The organism is Streptomyces sp. NPDC088252 (genome assembly GCF_044740965.1).
Lineage (GTDB): Bacteria > Actinomycetota > Actinomycetes > Streptomycetales > Streptomycetaceae > Streptomyces.
In genome coordinates, this window is the sequence record NZ_JBIURS010000006.1 from 353,846 (window position 1) to 374,055 (window position 20,210).

The 20,210-nt window shown below is 69.8% G+C and carries 18 protein-coding genes; 16 read left to right on the plus strand and 2 right to left on the minus strand.

Going from position 1 to position 20,210, the window contains the following annotated elements; translation table 11 throughout:
* Nucleotides 1–118: 118 nt before the first annotated feature.
* The gene (locus ACIOHC_RS15590; RefSeq protein WP_365690393.1) at nucleotides 119–2,344 is read right to left on the minus strand and encodes an elongation factor G-like protein EF-G2; all 2,226 of its coding nucleotides are present in this window, start codon (nucleotides 2,342–2,344) and stop codon (nucleotides 119–121) included.
* A 265-nt stretch (nucleotides 2,345–2,609) separates the two neighbouring features.
* Between ACIOHC_RS15590 and pgsA the strand changes: the two genes are divergently transcribed.
* From pgsA to ACIOHC_RS15670, 16 genes are all read left to right on the plus strand, one after another.
* On the plus strand, nucleotides 2,610–3,293 hold the full coding sequence (gene pgsA, locus ACIOHC_RS15595; protein WP_351074290.1) for a phosphatidylinositol phosphate synthase: 684 nt from the start codon (nucleotides 2,610–2,612) through the stop codon (nucleotides 3,291–3,293).
* The gene (locus tag ACIOHC_RS15600; protein ID WP_365690390.1) at nucleotides 3,290–4,225 is read left to right on the plus strand and encodes a phosphatidylinositol mannoside acyltransferase; all 936 of its coding nucleotides are present in this window, start codon (nucleotides 3,290–3,292) and stop codon (nucleotides 4,223–4,225) included. The genes pgsA and ACIOHC_RS15600 overlap by 4 nt, the downstream gene beginning before the upstream one ends.
* Complete coding sequence (locus ACIOHC_RS15605) at nucleotides 4,222–5,430, plus strand: glycosyltransferase family 4 protein (protein WP_351074293.1); 1,209 nt, start codon at nucleotides 4,222–4,224, stop codon at nucleotides 5,428–5,430. Before ACIOHC_RS15600 ends, ACIOHC_RS15605 begins: the two co-directional genes overlap by 4 nt.
* A 252-nt stretch (nucleotides 5,431–5,682) precedes the next feature.
* On the plus strand, nucleotides 5,683–6,180 hold the full coding sequence (locus tag ACIOHC_RS15610) for a hypothetical protein (protein ID WP_351074348.1): 498 nt from the start codon (nucleotides 5,683–5,685) through the stop codon (nucleotides 6,178–6,180).
* A gap of 172 nt (nucleotides 6,181–6,352) precedes the next feature.
* Nucleotides 6,353–7,273: a pyridoxal 5'-phosphate synthase lyase subunit PdxS gene (gene pdxS / locus ACIOHC_RS15615; RefSeq protein WP_093898403.1), complete on the plus strand. Its 921-nt coding sequence runs from the start codon at nucleotides 6,353–6,355 to the stop codon at nucleotides 7,271–7,273.
* 6 nt (nucleotides 7,274–7,279) lie between these two features.
* Nucleotides 7,280–7,873 carry a pyridoxal 5'-phosphate synthase glutaminase subunit PdxT gene (gene pdxT / locus ACIOHC_RS15620; protein ID WP_351074294.1) on the plus strand — a complete coding sequence of 198 codons (594 nt, stop codon included), beginning with the start codon at nucleotides 7,280–7,282 and terminating at the stop codon, nucleotides 7,871–7,873.
* Nucleotides 7,874–7,934: 61 nt separating this feature from the next.
* A complete protein-coding gene (locus ACIOHC_RS15625; protein ID WP_351074295.1) occupies nucleotides 7,935–8,687 on the plus strand; it encodes a YebC/PmpR family DNA-binding transcriptional regulator in 753 nt (250 codons plus the stop codon).
* Between the two features lie 123 nt (nucleotides 8,688–8,810).
* Nucleotides 8,811–9,386, plus strand: coding sequence for a crossover junction endodeoxyribonuclease RuvC (gene ruvC, locus ACIOHC_RS15630; protein WP_389636818.1), 576 nt, complete (start codon nucleotides 8,811–8,813; stop codon nucleotides 9,384–9,386).
* Nucleotides 9,383–10,009 (plus strand): Holliday junction branch migration protein RuvA, encoded by a 627-nt coding sequence (gene ruvA / locus ACIOHC_RS15635; RefSeq protein WP_365690385.1) that lies wholly within the window; start codon nucleotides 9,383–9,385, stop codon nucleotides 10,007–10,009. The genes ruvC and ruvA overlap by 4 nt, the downstream gene beginning before the upstream one ends.
* Before the next feature lie 84 nt (nucleotides 10,010–10,093).
* The gene (gene ruvB / locus ACIOHC_RS15640; protein ID WP_351074300.1) at nucleotides 10,094–11,167 is read left to right on the plus strand and encodes a Holliday junction branch migration DNA helicase RuvB; all 1,074 of its coding nucleotides are present in this window, start codon (nucleotides 10,094–10,096) and stop codon (nucleotides 11,165–11,167) included.
* A gap of 164 nt (nucleotides 11,168–11,331) precedes the next feature.
* The gene (gene yajC / locus ACIOHC_RS15645; protein WP_351074301.1) at nucleotides 11,332–11,826 is read left to right on the plus strand and encodes a preprotein translocase subunit YajC; all 495 of its coding nucleotides are present in this window, start codon (nucleotides 11,332–11,334) and stop codon (nucleotides 11,824–11,826) included.
* Nucleotides 11,827–11,973: 147 nt separating this feature from the next.
* Entirely contained in the window at nucleotides 11,974–13,710 is a 1,737-nt protein-coding gene (gene secD / locus ACIOHC_RS15650) for a protein translocase subunit SecD (RefSeq protein WP_365690380.1), read from the plus strand.
* A 1-nt stretch (nucleotide 13,711) separates the two neighbouring features.
* A complete protein-coding gene (secF, locus tag ACIOHC_RS15655; RefSeq protein WP_351074304.1) occupies nucleotides 13,712–14,812 on the plus strand; it encodes a protein translocase subunit SecF in 1,101 nt (366 codons plus the stop codon).
* The gene (locus ACIOHC_RS15660; protein ID WP_365690378.1) at nucleotides 14,812–15,366 is read left to right on the plus strand and encodes an adenine phosphoribosyltransferase; all 555 of its coding nucleotides are present in this window, start codon (nucleotides 14,812–14,814) and stop codon (nucleotides 15,364–15,366) included. Before secF ends, ACIOHC_RS15660 begins: the two co-directional genes overlap by 1 nt.
* A gap of 275 nt (nucleotides 15,367–15,641) precedes the next feature.
* Entirely contained in the window at nucleotides 15,642–15,959 is a 318-nt protein-coding gene (locus tag ACIOHC_RS15665) for a hypothetical protein (protein WP_351074306.1), read from the plus strand.
* A gap of 332 nt (nucleotides 15,960–16,291) precedes the next feature.
* Nucleotides 16,292–18,853, plus strand: coding sequence for a RelA/SpoT family protein (locus tag ACIOHC_RS15670; protein ID WP_401842966.1), 2,562 nt, complete (start codon nucleotides 16,292–16,294; stop codon nucleotides 18,851–18,853).
* 109 nt (nucleotides 18,854–18,962) lie between these two features.
* On the opposite strand, the gene ACIOHC_RS15675 is transcribed toward ACIOHC_RS15670, so the two are convergent.
* Entirely contained in the window at nucleotides 18,963–20,192 is a 1,230-nt protein-coding gene (locus ACIOHC_RS15675; RefSeq protein WP_351074309.1) for a DUF349 domain-containing protein, read from the minus strand.
* Nucleotides 20,193–20,210: the final 18 nt, after the last annotated feature.

The window sequence follows — 20,210 nt, forward strand, 5'->3', positions numbered from 1 at the left end:
CTCCTGCGGCTGTTTCCCAACTGCCGTGCCCGGCACACCTTCTGAGCTGGCACCACAGCGTATCGTCCGGATCAACGCGCTGCCCGCCCTTGTGGACAAGGGCGGGCAGCACCGTCGATTATGCGTCGTTCGGGTTGTTCTGCTGCTGTTCGCGGATGCGTTCCGCGAGCTGTGGAGGCATGGCCTCATGCCGGGCGTACGCCCGGTCGAACCGGCCGGCGCCATGGGACAGGGAGCGCAGGTCGATCGCGTAGCGGCCGATCTCCAGTTCGGGCACCTCGGCCCGCACGAGGGTGCGTCCGGCGCCGGACTGCTCGGTTCCGATCACCCTGCCGCGCCGCCCCGACAGATCGCTCATCACCGGCCCCACGTAGTCGTCCGGGACCAGGACCTGGACCTCGGCGACGGGTTCGAGGAGCTGGATGCGGGTGTCCGCGGCCGCTTCGCGCAGGGCCAGCGCGCCCGCCGTCTGGAACGCGGCGTCGGAGGAATCCACCGAGTGGGACTTCCCGTCCCGCAGAGTGACGCGTACGTCGACGAGCGGGTGTCCCGCCGCCACTCCGCGGGCGGCCTGGGCGCGCACGCCCTTCTCGACGGAGGGGATGAACTGGCGCGGCACCGCCCCGCCGACCACCTTGTCGACGAATTCGATGCCCGAGCCCGGCGGCAGCGGTTCCACGTCGATCTCGCAGATGGCGTACTGGCCGTGGCCGCCGGACTGTTTCACATGCCGGCCGCGCCCGGTCGAGGGGGCTGCGAAGGTTTCCCGGAGCGACACCTTGTGGGGTACGGCGTCGACCTGGACGCCGTAGTGGCTGCGCAGCCGGTCCAGGGCCACGTCCTGATGGGCCTCGCCGAGGCACCACAGAACCACCTGATGGGTGTCCTGGTTCTGTTCGAGGCGCATGGTCGGGTCCTCGGCGACGAGCCGTGAGAGTCCCTGGGAGAGCTTGTCCTCGTCGGCCTTGCTGTGTGCCTCGATGGCGAGCGGCAGCAGCGGGTCGGGCGTCGTCCAGGGGTCCATCAGCAGCGGCCGGTCCTTGGCGGAGAGGGTGTCCCCGGTCTCGGCGTCGCCCAGTTTGGCGACGCAGGCCAGATCTCCGGCGATGCATGCCGTGAGGGGGCGCTGCTGCTTGCCGAAGGGCGAGGAGAGCGCGCCGACGCGGATCTCCGCCTCGTGGAAGGGCCGGGGCTCGTGACCGGGAGCGGTGAGGCCGTGCCCGAAGACGTGGACGGTTTCGTCGGGACGCAGGGTGCCGGAGAAGACCCGGACGAGGGAGACCCGGCCGACGTAGGGATCGGAGGCGGTCTTGACGACCTCGGCGACCAGCGGGCCCCGCGGGTCGCAGGTCAGGACGGGCCGAGGGGCCCCGTGCAGGGGGGTCACCTCGGGCAGCGGTCGCTCCAGCGGGGTGGGGAAGCCGCCGGTGATCAGGTCCAGCAGCTCGACCGTGCCGATGCCCTGGCGGGCGCCCTCGGCGGCGGGGGCCGCGGTGAGCACGGGGTGGAAGGCGCCGCGGGCGACGGCGCGTTCCAGATCGTCGACGAGTGTCTCGATGTCGATCTGCGCCCCGTCGAGGTAGCGGTCCATCAGGGTCTCGTCCTCGCTCTCCGCGATGATTCCCTCGATGAGCCGGTTGCGGGCCTCCTGGAGCCGGGGCCGCTGGGCGTCGGCGGGCGGGTTCTCCCGTCGCCCGCCCGAGGAGTAGTCGAAGATCCGTTGGGTGAGCAGTCCGGTGAGCCCGGTGAGCGGCGCGTGCCCGTCGGGGCCTTCGGGGCCGAGGACGGGCAGATAGAGCGGGAGTACGGCGTCGGGGTCGTCGCCGCCGAAGATCTCTCCGCAGACCCGGGTCATCTCGTCGAACGAGGTGCGCGCCGTGTCGAGGTGGGTGACGACGATCGCCCGGGGCATGCCCACGGCGGCGCACTCCTCCCACACGGCGCGGGTGGCGCCCGCCACGGCGTCGGCCTCCTGCGCCGCGGACACGACGAACAGGGCCGCGTCCGCCGCACGCAGACCGGCCCTGAGTTCCCCGACGAAATCGGCGTATCCGGGGGTGTCCAGCAGATTGATCTTGTACCCGCCCCATTCGACGGGCACCAGGGAGAGCTGTACGGAACGCTGCTGGCGGTGTTCGATCTCGTCGTAGTCGGAGACCGTGGCGCCGTCCTCGACGCGGCCGGCCCGGTTGACCGCGCCCGCGGTCAGCGCGAGGGCCTCGACGAGGGTGGTCTTGCCGGAGCCGCTGTGGCCGACCAGCACCACATTCCGTACGGATGAGGGCCGGTCGGCCGTCGCTGCCCTGCCGGCGGCCCCGGTGTGTGCGTGTGTCCTGTCGCCCATGATGCGTGCCTCCCAGTGAGTGGCGCGGAGCGGGAAGAAGAACCGGCGCGGTGGGGGAGAAGGTGCTCGGGCACGGCGAGCCGCCGCGGCGGCTGCGGCGACGCCCGCGGTAATTCGAGCTTTCCACTCGGGCCGGATTGCGTCCATACGTCGCTCCCCGCCGCGCGAGGCCGGGTGCCCGGACGGTGGAGTCCGGCGAGCGTGACTACGATGGGCCAGCCGGTGGCCGAAGGGGCCGCTCGGCCCACCGACCCTCGGGAAGGCCATGCTGAACAAGTACGCGCGTGCATTTTTCACGCGTGTCCTCACACCGTTCGCCGCACTGTTGCTCCGTCTCGGCGTGAGCCCTGACGCGGTCACTCTGATCGGTACGGCCGGGGTGATGGCAGGTGCGCTGGTCTTCTTCCCGATGGGAGAGTTCTTCTGGGGTACGGTCGTCATCACGATCTTCGTGTTCTCCGACCTCGTCGACGGCAACATGGCCCGGCAGGCCGGCATCTCCAGCCGCTGGGGCGCGTTCCTGGACTCGACCCTGGACCGGGTCGCCGACGGCGCGATCTTCGGCGGGTTCGCGCTCTGGTACGCGGGCAAGGGTGACGACAACGTGCTGTGCGCGGTCGCGATCTTCTGCCTGGCGAGCGGCCAGGTGGTCTCGTACACGAAGGCGCGCGGCGAGTCGATCGGGCTGCCGGTCGCGGTCAACGGGCTCGTGGAGCGCGCCGAGCGGCTCGTGATCTCGCTGGTCGCGGCCGGATTCGCCGGTCTGCACAAGTTCGGCGTCCCGGGGATCCAGATCCTGCTGCCGATCGCGCTGTGGATCGTCGCCGCGGGCAGTCTGGTGACGCTGGTGCAGCGGGTCGTGACCGTACGTCGCGAGTCCGCGGAGGCCGATGCGGCCGATGCGGCCAAGGCCGCAGCTGCGGACCGGGGGAGCGGGGCCGCGCAGTGAGCAGCGCACCGGGCGGGGCACGGACCGGCCTGCGGGACCGGCTGACCGACGGGCTGTACGGGCTCGGCTGGGCCGCCGTGAAGAAGCTCCCCGAACCGGCCGCCCGCGCTCTCTTCCGCACCATCGCCGACCAGGCGTGGAAGCGCCGGGGCAAGGGCGTGCTGCGGCTGGAGTCGAATCTGGCGCGGGTCGTGCCCGGAGCGTCCCCGGCCCGGCTCGCCGCGCTCTCCAAGGCCGGGATGCGCTCGTACATGCGCTACTGGATGGAGTCGTTCCGGCTGCCCACCTGGAGTCCGGAACGGATCAAGGCGTCCATACACGTGACGGACGCGTACCGGCTGACCGACGGGCTGGACGCGGGCCGCGGTGTCATCCTCGCGCTCCCGCACCTGGGGAACTGGGACCTCGCGGGGGCCTGGGTCACCACCGACCTCAAGGTGCCCTTCACCACGGTCGCGGAGCGGCTCAAGCCCGAGACGCTGTACGACCGGTTCGTGGCCTACCGCGAGGGGCTCGGCATGGAGGTCCTGCCGCACAGCGGCGGCGCTGCCTTCGGCACCCTGGCGCGGCGGCTGCGCGCGGGTGGGCTGGTCTGTCTGGTCGCCGACCGTGATCTGTCGGCGTCCGGAGTCGAGGTGACGTTCTTCGGCGACACCGCGCGGATGCCCGCGGGACCGGCGCTGCTGGCCCAGCAGACCGGGGCCCTGCTCCTGCCCGTCACACTCAGTTATGACGACACCCCCGTGATGAAGGCGCGCATCCATCCGCCGGTCGAGGTGCCGGAGTCAGGCAGTCGTACGGAGACGACGTCCTCCATGACACAGGCGCTGGCCGATGCCTTCGCCGTCGGGATCGCCGAACATCCGGAGGACTGGCACATGCTGCAGCGGCTCTGGTCGGCCGACCTGGAGAACCGGGAGGACCGGCCTTGAAGATCGGCATCGTGTGCCCGTACTCCTGGGACGTCCCGGGCGGCGTGCAGTTCCACATCCGGGACCTGGCCGAACATCTGATCCGTCTGGGACATCAGGTGTCGGTGCTGGCACCCGCCGACGACGAGACACCGCTGCCGCCCTACGTGGTCTCGGCCGGCCGGGCCGTGCCCGTCCCGTACAACGGCTCCGTGGCCCGGCTGAACTTCGGCTTCCTCTCGGCCGCCCGGGTGCGTCGCTGGCTGCACGACGGCACCTTCGACGTGATCCACATCCACGAGCCGACCTCTCCTTCGCTGGGCCTGCTCGCCTGCTGGGCCGCGCAGGGGCCGATCGTCGCCACCTTCCACACCTCCAACCCGCGCTCCCGGGCCATGATCGCCGCGTACCCGATCCTGCAGCCCGCGCTGGAGAAGATCAGCGCGCGGATCGCGGTGAGCGAGTACGCGCGCCGGACCCTGGTCGAGCACCTGGGCGGCGACGCGGTCGTCATCCCCAACGGGGTCGACGTCGACTTCTTCGCCACGGCCGAACCCAAGGCCGAGTGGCAGTCGGAGGGGGCGCGAGGCCCGGTCGAGGGCGGTGGCGGGAGCCGGGAGGGCGGCACGATCGGCTTCATCGGGCGCATCGACGAGCCCCGCAAGGGCCTGCCCGTCCTGATGCGGGCGCTGCCCGCGATCCTCACCGCACGCCCGGACACACGGCTGCTGGTGGCGGGCCGCGGCGACGAGGAGGAGGCCGTCGCCTCGTTGCCCGAGGAGATGCGAGGACGCGTCGAATTCCTGGGCATGGTGAGCGACGAGGACAAGGCACGGCTGCTGCGCAGCGTCGATGTGTACGTCGCGCCCAACACGGGCGGAGAGAGCTTCGGCATCATCCTGGTCGAGGCGATGTCGGCCGGCGCGCCGGTCCTCGCGAGCGATCTGGACGCGTTCGCGCAGGTCCTGGACCTGGGCTCGGCGGGCGAACTCTTCGCCAACGAGGATGCCGACGCGTTGGCGGTGGCCGCGATCCGGCTGCTCGGCGACCCGGAGCGGCGTGCCGAACTGCGTGAGCGGGGTGCGGCGCACGTGCGGCGCTTCGACTGGTCGACGGTCGGGGCGGACATCCTCGCCGTGTACGAGACGGTGACGGACGGAGCGGCATCGGTGGCGGCCGACGAGCGCACGGGTCTGCGGGCACGCTTCGGACTGGCGCGGGACTAGGGCCCCTCGTCCGGATCACGCCGGGCTCGCGGGGCCGATCCGGCCCGATCCGGACGAAACGTCCCAGAGCTCTCGTCCGGATCACGCCGGGCCGGTGCCGCGGGGCCGGGGTGCCCGGCGGCGAAGCCCGTCCGCCCCTGCCGCATCCGCCGCCGTCGGTGGGACGGTCACACCACCCCCGGGCCGACGGTAGCCTTGCCGCCCGTGATCGAAACCCTCATCTGGATCGTCGTCGCGGTGGTCGCGATCGGTATGTACCTCAGCTGGACCGCCGGACGGCTGGACCGGCTGCACACCCGCATCGACGCCGCCCGTGCCGCACTCGACGCCCAACTCCTGCGCCGCGCCTCGGTCACCCAGGAACTGGCCACCTCGGGTGTCCTCGACCCGGCCGCGTCGATCGTGCTGTACGAGGCGGCGCACGCCGCCCGGCAGGCGGAGGAGGAGCACCGCGAGGTCGCGGAGAGTGAGTTGAGCACCGCGCTGCGGGCGGTCTTCGGCGAGCCGGCCCAGGTGGAGAGCGTGAAGGAGATCCCCGGTGGCGAGGAGGCGGCCTTTGAACTCGCCGCCGCCGTGCGCCGGGTCCCGATGGCCCGGCGGTTCCACAACGACGCGGTGCGGGCGGCACGCGCGCTGCGGCGGCACCGCACGGTGCGGTGGTTCCGGCTGGCCGGGCACGCGCCCTTCCCGCTCGCCTTCGAGATGGACGACGAACCTCCGGTCGCCCTGGCGGACCGCCCCGTCAGCTGACCCGGCGGCCTGACCACCCCGTGCGTGACCGGGCTCACAAGCCGTCCCGTACACGTTCAAAACGATCCACCGGCCTTCCATTGGCCCTTGCTGTGGACTGGTCCCGGAGAGTTTGCTCAGCACTGCACCAATCAGCGCTTTCAGCGACTTTTTCTCCGAGTGAGGTCGATCCGTGTCCACGCTTCCCACCACCCCGCAGTCCGCCGACTCCCCGGCCACCGGCACCGCGCGCGTCAAGCGCGGCATGGCCGAGCAGCTCAAGGGCGGCGTGATCATGGACGTCGTCAATGCCGAGCAGGCGAAGATCGCCGAGGACGCGGGCGCAGTGGCCGTCATGGCCCTGGAGCGGGTGCCGGCCGACATCCGCAAGGACGGCGGCGTGGCCCGGATGTCCGACCCGAACATGATCGAGGAGATCATCGAGGCCGTCTCCATCCCCGTGATGGCCAAGTCCCGGATCGGGCACTTCGTCGAGGCCCAGGTCCTGCAGTCCCTCGGCGTCGACTACATCGACGAGTCCGAGGTGCTCACCCCGGCCGACGAGGTCAACCACAGTGACAAGTTCGCCTTCACCACCCCGTTCGTCTGCGGGGCCACCAATCTGGGCGAGGCGCTGCGCCGTATCGCCGAGGGCGCGGCCATGATCCGCTCGAAGGGTGAGGCCGGTACCGGGAACGTCGTCGAGGCCGTCCGCCACCTGCGTCAGATCAAGAACGAGATCGCCCGGCTGCGCGGCTACGACAACAACGAGCTGTACGCCGCAGCCAAGGAGCTCCGCGCCCCGTACGAGCTGGTCAAGGAGGTCGCCGAGCTCGGCAAGCTGCCGGTCGTGCTGTTCTCCGCGGGTGGCGTCGCCACTCCCGCCGACGCGGCGCTGATGCGCCAGCTCGGCGCCGAGGGCGTCTTCGTCGGATCAGGCATCTTCAAGTCCGGCGACCCGGCCAAGCGCGCCGCCGCCATCGTCAAGGCCACCACCTTCTACGACGACCCGAAGATCATCGCGGACGCCTCCCGGAACCTGGGCGAGGCCATGGTCGGCATCAACTGCGACACGCTGCCCGAGGCCGAGCGCTACGCCAACCGCGGCTGGTAAGCACTGATGAGCGACACCCCTGTGATCGGAGTCCTGGCTCTCCAGGGCGATGTACGGGAACACCTGATCGCCCTGGCCTCGGCGGATGCCCTGGCCAGGCCGGTCCGGCGTCCCGAGGAACTCGCCGAGGTCGACGGCCTGGTCATTCCCGGTGGCGAGTCCACCACGATGTCCAAGCTGGCGTCCCTGTTCGGCATGCTGGAACCGCTGCGCGAGCGGGTACGGGACGGAATGCCGGTCTACGGCACCTGTGCCGGAATGATTCTGCTCGCCGACAAGATCCTCGACCCGCGCTCGGGCCAGGAGACGGTCGGCGGGATCGACATGATCGTGCGCCGCAACGCCTTCGGACGGCAGAACGAATCCTTCGAGGCGGCCGTGGAGGTCGCCGGTATCGAGGGCGGCGCGGTCGAAGGCGTGTTCATCCGCGCCCCATGGGTGGAATCGGTCGGCGCACGGGCCGAGGTGGTGGCGGAGCACGGCGGTCACATCGTCGCCGTTCGCCAGGGGAACGCCCTGGCGACGTCCTTCCATCCCGAACTGACAGGGGACCACCGGGTTCACGCCTTGTTCGTGGACATGGTGCGCGCAGTCGGCTGACTCGATCCCGGTAGGATCTCTCGGGTTCGAATCGATTTTGGTGACGCGAAGGAGAAGGCAGATGTCCGGCCACTCTAAATGGGCTACGACGAAGCACAAGAAGGCCGTGATCGATGCCAAGCGCGGCAAACTCTTCGCGAAGCTGATCAAGAACATCGAGGTCGCGGCGCGCACCGGCGGTGTGGACCCCGATGGAAATCCGACCCTTGTGGACGCGATCCAGAAGGCCAAGAAGAGCTCCGTACCGAACAAGAACATCGACTCCGCGGTCAAGCGCGGCGGTGGTCTCGAAGCGGGCGGCGTCGACTACCAGACGATCATGTACGAGGGTTACGGCCCGAACGGCGTCGCGGTGCTCATCGAGTGCCTCACCGACAACCGCAACCGTGCCGCGTCCGACGTGCGTGTCGCCATGACCCGCAACGGCGGTTCGATGGCCGACCCGGGTTCGGTCTCGTACCTGTTCAACCGCAAGGGCGTCGTGATCGTCCCCAAGGGCGAGCTGACCGAGGACGACGTCCTGGGTGCCGTGCTCGACGCGGGCGCCGAGGAGGTCAACGACCTCGGTGAGAGCTACGAGGTCGTCAGCGAGGCCACCGACATGGTCGCGGTCCGCACCGCGCTCCAGCAGGCCGGCATCGACTACGACTCCGCCGAGGCCAACTTCCTGCCCACCATGCAGGTCGAGCTGGACGAGGAAGGTGCGCGCAAGATCTTCAAGCTGATCGACGCGCTGGAGGACAGCGACGACGTCCAGAACGTCTTCGCCAACTTCGATGTCTCGGACGAGGTCATGGAGAAGGTCGACGCCTGAGCCATGCTCGGCACAGCCTTCACCGACGGGCCGACGGGGACACACCCCGTCGGCCCGTCGCATTGTCAGTGCGAGCCGATAGCCTGCGGGAACAGTTGACCGATCGGTACGGAGGGGGCGTCCATGCGGGTACTCGGTGTCGACCCGGGGCTGACCCGGTGCGGTGTCGGTGTCGTCGAGGGCGTCGCGGGCCGGCCCCTGACGATGCTCGGCGTGGGTGTCGTCCGGACCCCGGCCGATGCGGAACTCGGCCACCGGCTGGTCGCCATCGAACGCGGCATCGAGGAATGGCTCGACAAGCACCGGCCCGAGTTCGTCGCCGTGGAGCGGGTGTTCAGCCAGCACAACGTCCGTACGGTGATGGGCACCGCCCAGGCCAGCGCGGTCGCCATGCTCTGCGCGTCCCGGCGAGGCATACCGGTCGCCCTGCACACCCCCAGCGAGGTCAAGGCGGCCATCACCGGAAGCGGCCGCGCGGACAAGGCGCAGGTCGGCGCGATGGTCACCCGCCTGCTGAGACTCGACGCCCCGCCGAGACCCGCCGACGCGGCCGACGCCCTCGCGCTCGCCATCTGCCACATCTGGCGAGCCCCCGCCGTCAACCGCCTCCAGCAGGCGCACGCGGCAGCGGCCGTTGCGGCCCGCACCCCGCGCGTTCCCCGTACACCCGCAGTTCCCGTCCGGAAGGTCCCCCGATGATCGCCTTCGTCAGCGGCCCAGTCGCCGCACTCGCCCCGACCACGGCCGTGATCGAGGTCGGCGGAATCGGCATGGCCGTCCAGTGCACGCCGGACACCCTCGCCGGCCTCAGGATCGGCAAGGAGGCCAGGCTGGCCACCTCCCTCGTCGTGCGGGAGGACTCGCTGACCCTGTACGGCTTCGCCGACGACGACGAGCGGCAGGTCTTCGAGCTGCTCCAGACCGCCAGCGGGGTCGGCCCCCGGCTCGCCCAGGCCATGCTCGCCACCCACAGCCCGGACGCCCTGCGGATCGCGGTCGCCACCGGTGACGAGAAGGCGCTGACCGCCGTCTCCGGCATCGGCAAGAAGGGGGCGCAGAAACTCCTCCTCGAACTGAAGGACAGACTCGGCGAGCCCGTCGGCGCCCACATCGGTCAGCAGGGCATCGGCACCCCGGTCACCTCCTCCTGGCGCGATCAGCTGCAGGCCGCCCTGATCGGTCTCGGCTACGCCACCCGTGAGGCCGACGAAGCGGTCGCCACCGTCGCCCCGCAGGCCGAGGCGGCGCTGGCCGAGAGCGGGCAGGCGCCCGTGGCGCAACTGCTGCGCGCCGCGCTGCAGACCCTCAACCGCGCGCGCTGACCCGAGCGCGCCACATCCGGGGTGCACCCCGACGCCGGGCCGGGCACCGCGCGGCACCGAAACACCCGAGGCGGGACAGACTGAATGAACTGGGACGAGACCGGACCCGACACCGACGAGCGATTCGACGAGCGCCTCGTCGCCGCCGGCGCGGACGGCGAGGACACCGCGGTCGAAGCGGCACTTCGGCCGAAGGACCTCGACGAATTCGTCGGCCAGGAGAAGGTGCGCGAACAGCTCGACCTGGTTCTCAAGGCGGCCAGGGCCCGCGGCGCCACCGCCGACCACGTCCTGCTCTCCGGCGCGCCCGGCCTCGGCAAGACCACCCTGTCCATGATCATCGCGGCCGAGATGGGTGCGCCGATCCGGATCACCTCGGGCCCCGCGATCCAGCACGCGGGTGATCTCGCCGCGATTCTCTCCTCGCTCCAGGAGGGGGAAGTCCTCTTCCTCGACGAGATCCACCGCATGTCGCGGCCGGCCGAGGAGATGCTCTACATGGCGATGGAGGACTTCAGGGTCGACGTCATCGTGGGCAAGGGCCCCGGAGCCACCGCCATCCCGCTGGAACTGCCCCCCTTCACCCTGGTCGGCGCCACCACCAGGGCCGGCCTGCTGCCGCCCCCGCTGCGCGACCGGTTCGGCTTCACGGGACACATGGAGTTCTACGCCCCCACCGAGCTTGAACGCGTCATCCACCGCTCCGCGCGCCTGCTCGACGTGGCGATAGACACGGACGGAGCAGCCGAGATCGCCGGGCGCTCCCGCGGCACCCCCCGTATCGCCAACCGGCTGCTGCGCCGCGTCCGGGACTACGCCCAGGTCAAGGCCGACGGGCGGATCGATCGCGCCGTCGCCGCCGCGGCGCTCGGGGTGTACGAGGTGGACGCCCGCGGCCTCGACCGGCTGGACCGTGCGGTGCTCGGCGCCCTGCTCAAGCTCTTCGGCGGCGGTCCCGTAGGGTTGTCCACCCTCGCGGTCGCCGTGGGCGAGGAGCGCGAAACCGTCGAGGAGGTCGCGGAGCCCTTCCTGGTACGCGAAGGACTGCTGGCCAGGACGCCGCGCGGGCGTGTCGCGACACCCGCGGCCTGGGCCCACCTCGGTCTCGTTCCTCCGCAGCATGGCGGAAAGGGACAACAGGGCCTGTTCGGGGCGTGATGCGTCACAGGTTCACCCGGACAGGAACCACCGGGCGTCGTCGGGCGTTGTTCCATCGATGCGGACTCGCTTAGACTCCGCCGATGCCGCCCTTACAGGTCGGTGTACCCACCCCCGTAGATCAGGCCGCCTTCCAGCGCGGTCGTGCGAAGGAAACTCGTCCCGTGAATCCCGTGACTCTCCTCCCCTTCATCGTGCTCATCGGGGCCATGTTCCTGATGACGCGGTCCGCCAAGAAGAAGCAGGCGGCCGCTGCCCAGATGCGCAATGAGATGCAGCCCGGCACCGGCGTCCGGACGATCGGGGGCATGTACGCCACCGTCAAGGAGCTTCACGACGACACGGTCCTCCTTGAGATCGCGCCCGGCGTCCACGCCATTTACGCCAAGAACGCGATCGGCGCCGTCCTCGACGATGCCGAGTACAACCGCATCGTCCACGGCGACGGCGAGGACGCCCTCGACCTCGACGGCACCGTCGTGCCGGACGACGCCTCCTCGCTGACCGAGGCGGGCGACGACGAGGACACCTCGGACGACGCCAAGATCGACCTGGGCAAGAAGGCCGAGGCCGACGACGCCGAGCCGACGGACGCCGGGTCCGACAAGTCCGACAAGAAGTCCGAGGGCAAGACCGACGGCGAGGCCGACGCGAAGTAGCCCACGACCCGGGGAGTGTCGTGAGCCCATCGGCACCCGGTACTCCCCGGACCGTGCGATCTTCTGCGGGGGCGGGTCCCCACTACACTTCGTGGCCGCTTGGGCGCGTACCCGGCGCGGGGCGGTTGGACAGGGAGAAACGAGAAGGTGGCAGCACCGAAGAAGAGCCGAGGGCCGGCCGGCGGTCAGGGCAGGCCGGGGCGTTCCCTGGCTCTGATCCTGATCGCCATGGTCGCGCTCACCGGCGGGATGTTCTTGTCCGGTCACACCACGCCCCGGCTTGGTATCGACTTGGCGGGCGGCACATCCATCACGCTCAAGGCGCAGAGCCAGCCCGGTAAGCCGGACGCGATCAACCAGACCAACATGGACACCGCGGTCAGCATCATCGAACGCCGTGTCAATGGTCTGGGTGTCTCCGAGGCCGAGGTCCAGACCCAGGGCCGGGACAACATCGTCGTCAACATCCCCAAGGGGACGAACTCGCAGCAGGCCCGGGAGCAGGTCGGTACGACCGCCCAGCTCTACTTCCGGCCCGTGCTGACCGTCGCCGCGGGGGCGCCGACGCCCGAGGACACCGCAAGCCCCTCGCCCTCCGGTTCGCCGAAGCCGGGCGAGTCCGCCGACACCGGCGGGAAGGCGTCCGGCTCCACGGCCACCCCCTCGGCCACTGCCACCACCCAGGGCCGTGCGGTCACCGGCGCCCTGCTGAAGGACACGACGCCCAGCCCCAACGCGTCCGGCACGCCGAAGGCGTCCACGACCCCCTCGGCCCCCGACCCGGCCACCGCCGCGCTGGAGAAGAAGTTCAGCGCTCTGGACTGCTCCACGAAGGCAGGCCGGGCGTCGGCGGGCGCGAATGTGAAGCCCACCGAGCCCACCGTCGCGTGCAGCTCCGAAGGTGACGCCAAGTACATCCTCGGCCCGGCCGAGGTCTCCGGCACGGACGTGGACAGCGCCAAGGGCGCGATCAACCAGCAGAACGGTCAGTGGATCGTTCAGATGGAGTTCACCAAAAACGGCGCCAAGAAGTTCCAGAAGATCACGAGCCGGCTCGCGCAGCAGCAGTCGCCGCAGAACCAGTTCGCCATCGTGCTCGACGGCGAGGTCGTCTCGGCTCCTTACGTGCGCACGGCGCTGAGCGCGAACGCCGAGATCTCCGGCAGCTTCGACCAGCAGTCCGCCGAGGACCTCGCCAACGTGCTCTCCTACGGTGCTCTGCCGCTCAGCTTCAAGGAGCAGACCGTCACCACCGTCACGGCCGCTCTCGGGGGTGAGCAGCTGCGAGCGGGTCTGATCGCCGGCGCCATCGGACTGGCCCTGGTCATCATCTACCTGGTGAGCTACTACCGCGGCCTGGCATTCATCGCCCTTCTGAGCCTCCTGGCCTCGGGCATCCTGAGCTACACCCTCATGGCGCTGCTCGGCCCGGCCATCGGCTTCGCGCTGAACCTCCCGGCGGTCTGCGGTGCCATCGTGGCCATCGGTATCACCGCGGACTCCTTCATCGTGTACTTCGAGAGGATCCGCGACGAGATCCGCGAGGGCCGCACCCTGCGTCCCGCCGTCGAGCGGGCGTGGCCGCGTGCCCGGCGCACCATCCTGGTCTCCGACTTCGTGTCGTTCCTTGCCGCGGCGGTCCTCTTCGTCGTCACCGTCGGCAAGGTCCAGGGCTTCGCCTTCACGCTGGGGCTCACCACCTTGCTCGACGTGGTCGTGGTGTTCCTCTTCACCAAGCCGGTCATGACGATGCTGGCCCGCACGAAGTTCTTCGCCAGTGGCCACCCGTGGTCCGGTCTGGATCCGAAGCGGCTCGGCGCCAAGCCGCCACTGCGCCGCTCGCGCCGTGTCAACGCCCCCACCGACCACCCGAAGGAGGCGTGAGATGTCGCGACTCGGCACTCTCGGCGCCCGTCTCTACCGCGGCGAAGTCGGCTACGACTTCATCGGCAAGCGCAAGATCTGGTACGGCGTCTCGATCCTGATCACCATCACGGCCATCGTCGGCCTGGCGGTCAGTGGCCTGAACATGGGCATCGAATTCAAGGGCGGTGCCGTCTTCACCACCCCGAAGACGAGCGTGAGCGTCGACGAAGCGGAGAACATCGCGACCGAGGCGTCCGGCCATCAGGCGATCGTCCAGAAGCTCGGCAACGGCGGTCTGCGCATCCAGATCACCGAAGTCGACACCGCGAAGTCCGACCAGATCAAGACCCAGCTCTCCAAGGACCTCGACGTCCCGACCGAGAAGATCGCCGCCGACCTGGTCGGCCCCAGCTGGGGTGAGCAGATCGCCAACAAGGCCTGGACCGGCCTCGGCGTCTTCATGGTTCTCGTCGTGATCTACCTGGCCATCGCCTTCGAATGGCGGATGGCCGTCGCGGCCCTGGTCGCACTGATCCACGACATCACCATCACGGTCGGTATCTACGCCCTGGTCGGCTTCGAGGTCACCCCGGGCACCGTGATCGGTCTGCTGACCATCCTCGGCTACTCCCTCTACGACACGGTCGTCGTGTTCGACAGCCTCAGGGAGAGCACCGACGGCATCACCAAGCAGACGCGGTGGACGTACGGCGAGATCGCCAACCGTTCGATCAACGGCACCCTGGTCCGCTCCATCAACACCACGGTCGTGGCCCTGCTCCCCGTCGCCGGTCTGCTCTTCATCGGCGGCGGCGTCCTCGGCGCCGGCATGCTGAACGACATCTCGCTGTCGCTGTTCGTCGGCCTCGCGGCCGGTGCGTACTCCTCGATCTTCATCGCCACCCCGCTCGTCGCCGACCTCAAGGGACGCGACCCGCAGATGAAGGCGCTCAAGAAGCGGGTGCTCGCCAAGCGTGCGGCAGCCGCCGCCAAGGGCGAGTCCGCCGAGGACGAGCGGCCGGAGGACGGCCTCCCGGCGGGCACGGCGCCCGCTGCCGCGGTCGTCGGCCAGCGCCAGCAGCCCCCCAGGGGCCGCGGCCGGACCCCGGGGAAGCGCTGATGACCAGCAGCACCACCGAGAGCATTCGTGAGCTCCTGATCAGCCGGATCCGTGACGTGCCGGACTACCCGAAGCCGGGCGTGATGTTCAAGGACATCACCCCGCTGCTCGCGGACCCGGCGGCTTTCGCGGCCCTCACCGACACTCTCGCGGAGATGTGCGTACGGCACGGCGCCACGAAGGTCGTCGGCCTTGAGGCACGCGGCTTCATCCTGGCCGCCCCGGTCGCGGTGCGCGCCGGTCTCGGGTTCGTACCCGTCCGCAAGGCGGGGAAGCTGCCCGGAGCCACGCTCAGCCAGGCATACGAGCTGGAGTACGGCACGGCCGAGATCGAGATCCACGCGGAGGATCTGTCCGCCGGCGACAGGATCATGGTCATCGACGACATCCTCGCCACCGGTGGCACCGCCGAGGCGTCGCTGGAGCTGATCCGGCGGGCCGGCGCCGAGGTCGCAGGCGTCGCGGTCCTCATGGAGCTCGGCTTCCTGGAGGGGCGTGCCCGCATGGAGCAGGCTCTGGCGGGTGCTCCGCTGGAGGCTCTCATCCGCGTGTGAGTGCGGCGCACATGAATCGGGTGTTCAGGGTTTCTTCTGGACACCCGATTCGCATGTGCGTATCAGAAGCAGCGAAAAGGAAGCTCAGTGATGGCTCAAATTCGCTTTCGCACAGCATGACTGTCTGATTGGATCTTCCTGATGCCACTGACCAGGCATCTCAACGGAGGAAACACATGAGGATTTCGCGCAAGATCGCCACGGGGGCGGTTTCTCTTCTTTCGCTTGCCGCAATCGCTGTGGGAGTTGCTCCTGCGCACGCGAGCCAGGCAGCTGTGCCCGCCCAGAACACCCCGGGTGCGAAGGGCGTCTGCTCCGGCTGGAAGAACGCCGGGTCGATCCCGGGGAAGTGGAGCACGCTCAACGACGGCTGCGCCCACTTCGGTTTCAAGGGCATGAAGATGGTCTACGGCTGGAAGGTCTTCAAGGGCGGCAGCATATGTGTGCAGGTCAAGGGCTTCAATGCCAAGGGCAAGAAGACCTGGCACGAGGCCGGCTGCGGAAAGAGCGGCCAGATCACGGTGCCGTGGGGCAACGTCGCCGCCAACAAGGAGATGAAGGTCAAGGGGGCAGCGCTTCTGCGCTGGAACTGAGGTTTCACCTGACCTCGGTCAGGTCTGCGCGCAGTGACCTGCGGCCCTGACGGGAGAAGTGCAGGAGGCGGCAGTGCACCTCGCCGCTCTCACGGTCCGAACGGCGCCTGTGGCCGTATGGCGGGTCCGCGGTTTCTCCTCGGGCCGGGCCGGCGCTCGGACCATCGGCCCGTGACGGGCTCGCTGCACTCGCAGGCACCAAGGACGGGCACCCGGGAACAACCGGGTGCCCGTCCCGCGTTTCCGGGGGTCCCACGGTCCCCGGGGGAGGTCCGGCCACAGGATCGATACGATGGCCTTTCCGGGTATCCGGATCCGCATGAGGAGCGCTCTTGCCAGACGAGGCCCAGCCAGTCGCCGCCCCGCAGCCCGACAAGCCCGCGGCGGCCCCAGCCACGCCTGGGAAGAAGCAGCCCGCACAGAAGCCGAAGCCTCCGGCTCCCGAGCCCGGCGCGGGCCCGGAGCGGGCCGGTGCCGCGACGCTGCGCCCGGCGCCCGCTGCCCCCGCCCAGCCGGCCGTCCCCGCCTCCTCGGCCGCGTCCGCCCCGAAGCCCCCGGCGAAGCCGGTGACCCCGGCCGCTCCCGCGACCCGCTCGGGCGGATCCTCCAACCGGGTCAGGGCCAGGCTCGCCCGCCTGGGCGTGCAGCGCTCCAGCCCGTACAACCCGGTCCTGGAGCCGTTGCTGCGCATCGTCCGCAGCAACGACACCAAGATCGAGACGGCCACGCTGCGCCAGATCGAGCGCGCCTACCAGGTCGCCGAGCGTTGGCACCGCGGCCAGAAGCGCAAGAGCGGCGACCCGTACATCACGCACCCTCTCGCCGTCACCACGATCCTCGCCGAGCTCGGCATGGACCCGGCGACGCTCATGGCCGGGCTGCTGCACGACACCGTCGAGGACACCGAATACGGCCTGGACACCCTGCGCCGCGACTTCGGCGACCAGGTCGCCCTGCTCGTCGACGGCGTCACCAAGCTGGACAAGGTCAAATTCGGCGAGGCGGCACAGGCCGAGACCGTGCGCAAGATGGTCGTCGCCATGGCCAAGGACCCCAGGGTCCTCGTGATCAAGCTCGCCGACCGGCTGCACAACATGCGCACCATGCGCTACCTCAAGCGGGAGAAGCAGGAGAAGAAGGCCCGCGAGACGCTTGAGATCTATGCCCCGCTGGCACACCGCCTGGGCATGAACACCATCAAGTGGGAGCTGGAGGACCTCGCCTTCGCGATCCTCTACCCCAAGATGTACGACGAGATCGTCCGCCTCGTCGCCGAGCGGGCCCCCAAGCGCGACGAGTACCTCGCCATAGTGACCGACGAGGTCCAGGCCGACCTGCGCGCCGCCCGGATCAAGGCCACCGTCACCGGCCGTCCGAAGCACTACTACAGCGTCTATCAGAAGATGATCGTGCGGGGCCGGGACTTCGCCGAGATCTACGACCTGGTGGGCATCCGGGTCCTCGTCGACACCGTCCGCGACTGCTACGCGGCGCTCGGCACCGTCCACGCGCGATGGAATCCGGTCCCCGGCCGGTTCAAGGACTACATCGCGATGCCCAAGTTCAACATGTACCAGTCGCTGCACACCACGGTGATCGGTCCCAGCGGCAAGCCCGTCGAGCTGCAGATCCGCACGTTCGACATGCACCGCCGCGCCGAGTACGGCATCGCCGCGCACTGGAAGTACAAGCAGGAGGCCGTCGCGGGCGCCTCCAAGGTGCGCACCGACGTCCCCAAGAACACCGGACGGGGCCAGGACACCGTCAACGACATGGCGTGGCTGCGCCAGCTCCTGGACTGGCAGAAGGAGACCGAGGACCCCAGCGAGTTCCTGGAGTCCCTGCGCTTCGACCTCTCCCGCAACGAGGTCTTCGTCTTCACACCCAAGGGCGACGTCATAGCGCTCCCCGCGGGTGCGACACCGGTCGACTTCGCCTACGCCGTGCACACGGAGGTCGGCCATCGGACCATAGGCGCGCGGGTCAACGGGCGGCTCGTACCGCTCGAATCGACCCTCGACAACGGCGACCTGGTGGAGGTCTTCACCTCCAAGGCGGCCGGCGCCGGGCCTTCCCGCGACTGGCTGGGCTTCGTCAAGTCGCCCCGCGCCCGCAACAAGATCCGTGCCTGGTTCTCCAAGGAGCGCCGCGACGAGGCGATCGAGCAGGGCAAGGACGCCATCGCGCGTGCCATGCGAAAGCAGAACCTGCCGATCCAGCGCATCCTGACCGGCGACTCCCTGGTCACCCTCGCCCATGAGATGCGCTACCCCGACATCTCCTCCCTGTATGCGGCGATCGGCGAGGGCCATGTGGCCGCCGCCGGTGTCGTGCAGAAGCTGGTGCAGGCGCTCGGCGGCGAGGACGCCGCCAACGAGGACATCGCAGAGAGCTCACCGCCCTCGCGCAGCCGCGGCAAGCGCCGATCCAACGCCGATCCGGGTGTCGTCGTCAAGGGCGTCGAGGACGTCTGGGTCAAGCTCGCCCGCTGCTGCACGCCCGTACCCGGCGACCCGATCATCGGCTTCGTCACCCGCGGCAGCGGCGTCTCCGTGCACCGTGCCGACTGCGTCAACGTCGACTCCCTGTCGCAGCAGCCGGAGCGGATCCTGGACGTCGAGTGGGCGCCGACCCAGTCCTCGGTCTTCCTGGTCGCCATCCAGGTCGAGGCCCTCGACCGGTCGCGGCTGCTCTCCGATGTCACCCGCGTCCTGTCCGACCAGCACGTCAACATTCTGTCGGCGGCCGTGCAGACCTCCCGGGACCGCGTCGCCACCTCGCGCTTCACCTTCGAGATGGGGGACCCGAAACACCTCGGGCACGTACTGAAGGCGGTACGGGGCGTGGAGGGCGTCTACGACGTCTACCGGGTGACCTCGGCGCGCAGGCCGTAGGGGGCGCTTCACACTGAAAGGGCCCCTTGTACACGTCCTGGGACATGTACAAGGGGCCCTGCCGCACGCCGATCAACGGTGAGGCCGGTCGGCGGCGGATGCCGCCTGCTCAGCCGCCGAACTCCTCCAGGCCCTTGAGCGCCTGGTCCAGCAGTGCCTGCCGGCCTTCGAGCTCCTTGGCCAGCTTGTCGGCACGGGCGTTGTTGCCCGAGGCGCGGGCCGTGTCGATCTGCGCACGCAGCTTGTCCACGGCCGCCTGCAACTGACCGGTCAGACCGGCGGCACGCGCACGCGCCTCCGGGTTCGTCCGGCGCCACTCCGACTCCTCGGCCTCCTGGAGCGCCCGCTCCACCGCGTGCATCCGCCCCTCGACCTTCGGGCGGGCGTCACGCGGCACATGGCCGATGGCCTCCCAGCGCTCGTTGATGGCCCGGAACGCGGCCCTGGCCGCCTTCAGGTCCTTCACCGGCACCAGCTTCTCGGCCTCGACCGCGAGCTCCTCCTTGAGCTTGAGGTTCTCGCCCTGCTCCGCGTCCCGCTCGGCGAAGACCTCGCTGCGGGCGGCGAAGAAGACGTCCTGAGCACCGCGGAAACGGTTCCACAGATCGTCCTCGGCCTCGCGCTGGGCGCGGCCCGCCGCCTTCCACTCCGTCATCAGGTCGCGATAGCGGGCGGCCGTCGCTCCCCAGTCCGTGGAGCCGGAGAGCGACTCGGCCTCGGCGACCAGCTTCTCCTTGGCCTTACGGGCCTCCTCGCGCTGGGCGTCCAGCGAGGCGAAGTGGGCCTTGCGGCGCTTGGAGAACGCCGAGCGGGCGTGCGAGAAGCGGTGCCACAGCTCGTCGTCGGACTTGCGGTCGAGCCGCGGCAGGCCCTTCCACGTGTCGACGAGCGCACGGAGCCGCTCGCCGGCAGAGCGCCACTGCTCGCTCTGCGCCAGCTCCTCGGCCTCGGCGACCAGCGCCTCCTTGGCGTGCTTCGCCTCGTCGGTCTGCTTCGCCTTCTGGGCCTTGCGCTCCTCGCGCCGCGAGTCGACCGTCGCGACCAGCGCGTCGAGCCGCTTGCGCAGCGCGTCGAGGTCTCCGACGGCGTGATGCTCGTCCACCTGGAGCCGCAGATGCTCGATGGCGGTCGTGGCGTCCTTCGCCGACAGATCGGTGGTCTTCACCCGCCGTTCGAGGAGGCCGATCTCGACCACAATGCCCTCGTACTTGCGCTCGAAGTAGGCCAGAGCCTCCTCGGGGGAACCCGCCTGCCACGATCCGACGACCTTTTCGCCATCGGCTGTACGCACGTACACGGTGCCCGTCTCATCGACGCGGCCCCACGGGTCGCTGCTCACAGCGCCTCCTCCACCTGA

What these genes read in the sequence shown, in the direction of transcription:
- ACIOHC_RS15660 (WP_365690378.1), top strand. Translation starts at nt 14,812, where the DNA reads ATGACCAGCAGCACCACCGAGAGCATTCGTGAGCTCCTGATCAGCCGG.
- ACIOHC_RS15610 (WP_351074348.1), top strand. Translation starts at nt 5,683, where the DNA reads ATGTACCTCAGCTGGACCGCCGGACGGCTGGACCGGCTGCACACCCGC.
- ACIOHC_RS15625 (WP_351074295.1), top strand. Translation starts at nt 7,935, where the DNA reads ATGTCCGGCCACTCTAAATGGGCTACGACGAAGCACAAGAAGGCCGTG.
- pdxT (WP_351074294.1), top strand. Translation starts at nt 7,280, where the DNA reads ATGAGCGACACCCCTGTGATCGGAGTCCTGGCTCTCCAGGGCGATGTA.
- secF (WP_351074304.1), top strand. Translation starts at nt 13,712, where the DNA reads ATGTCGCGACTCGGCACTCTCGGCGCCCGTCTCTACCGCGGCGAAGTC.
- ruvA (WP_365690385.1), top strand. Translation starts at nt 9,383, where the DNA reads ATGATCGCCTTCGTCAGCGGCCCAGTCGCCGCACTCGCCCCGACCACG.
- ruvB (WP_351074300.1), top strand. Translation starts at nt 10,094, where the DNA reads ATGAACTGGGACGAGACCGGACCCGACACCGACGAGCGATTCGACGAG.
- ruvC (WP_389636818.1), top strand. Translation starts at nt 8,811, where the DNA reads ATGCGGGTACTCGGTGTCGACCCGGGGCTGACCCGGTGCGGTGTCGGT.
- pgsA (WP_351074290.1), top strand. Translation starts at nt 2,610, where the DNA reads ATGCTGAACAAGTACGCGCGTGCATTTTTCACGCGTGTCCTCACACCG.
- ACIOHC_RS15590 (WP_365690393.1), bottom strand. Translation starts at nt 2,344, where the DNA reads ATGGGCGACAGGACACACGCACACACCGGGGCCGCCGGCAGGGCAGCG.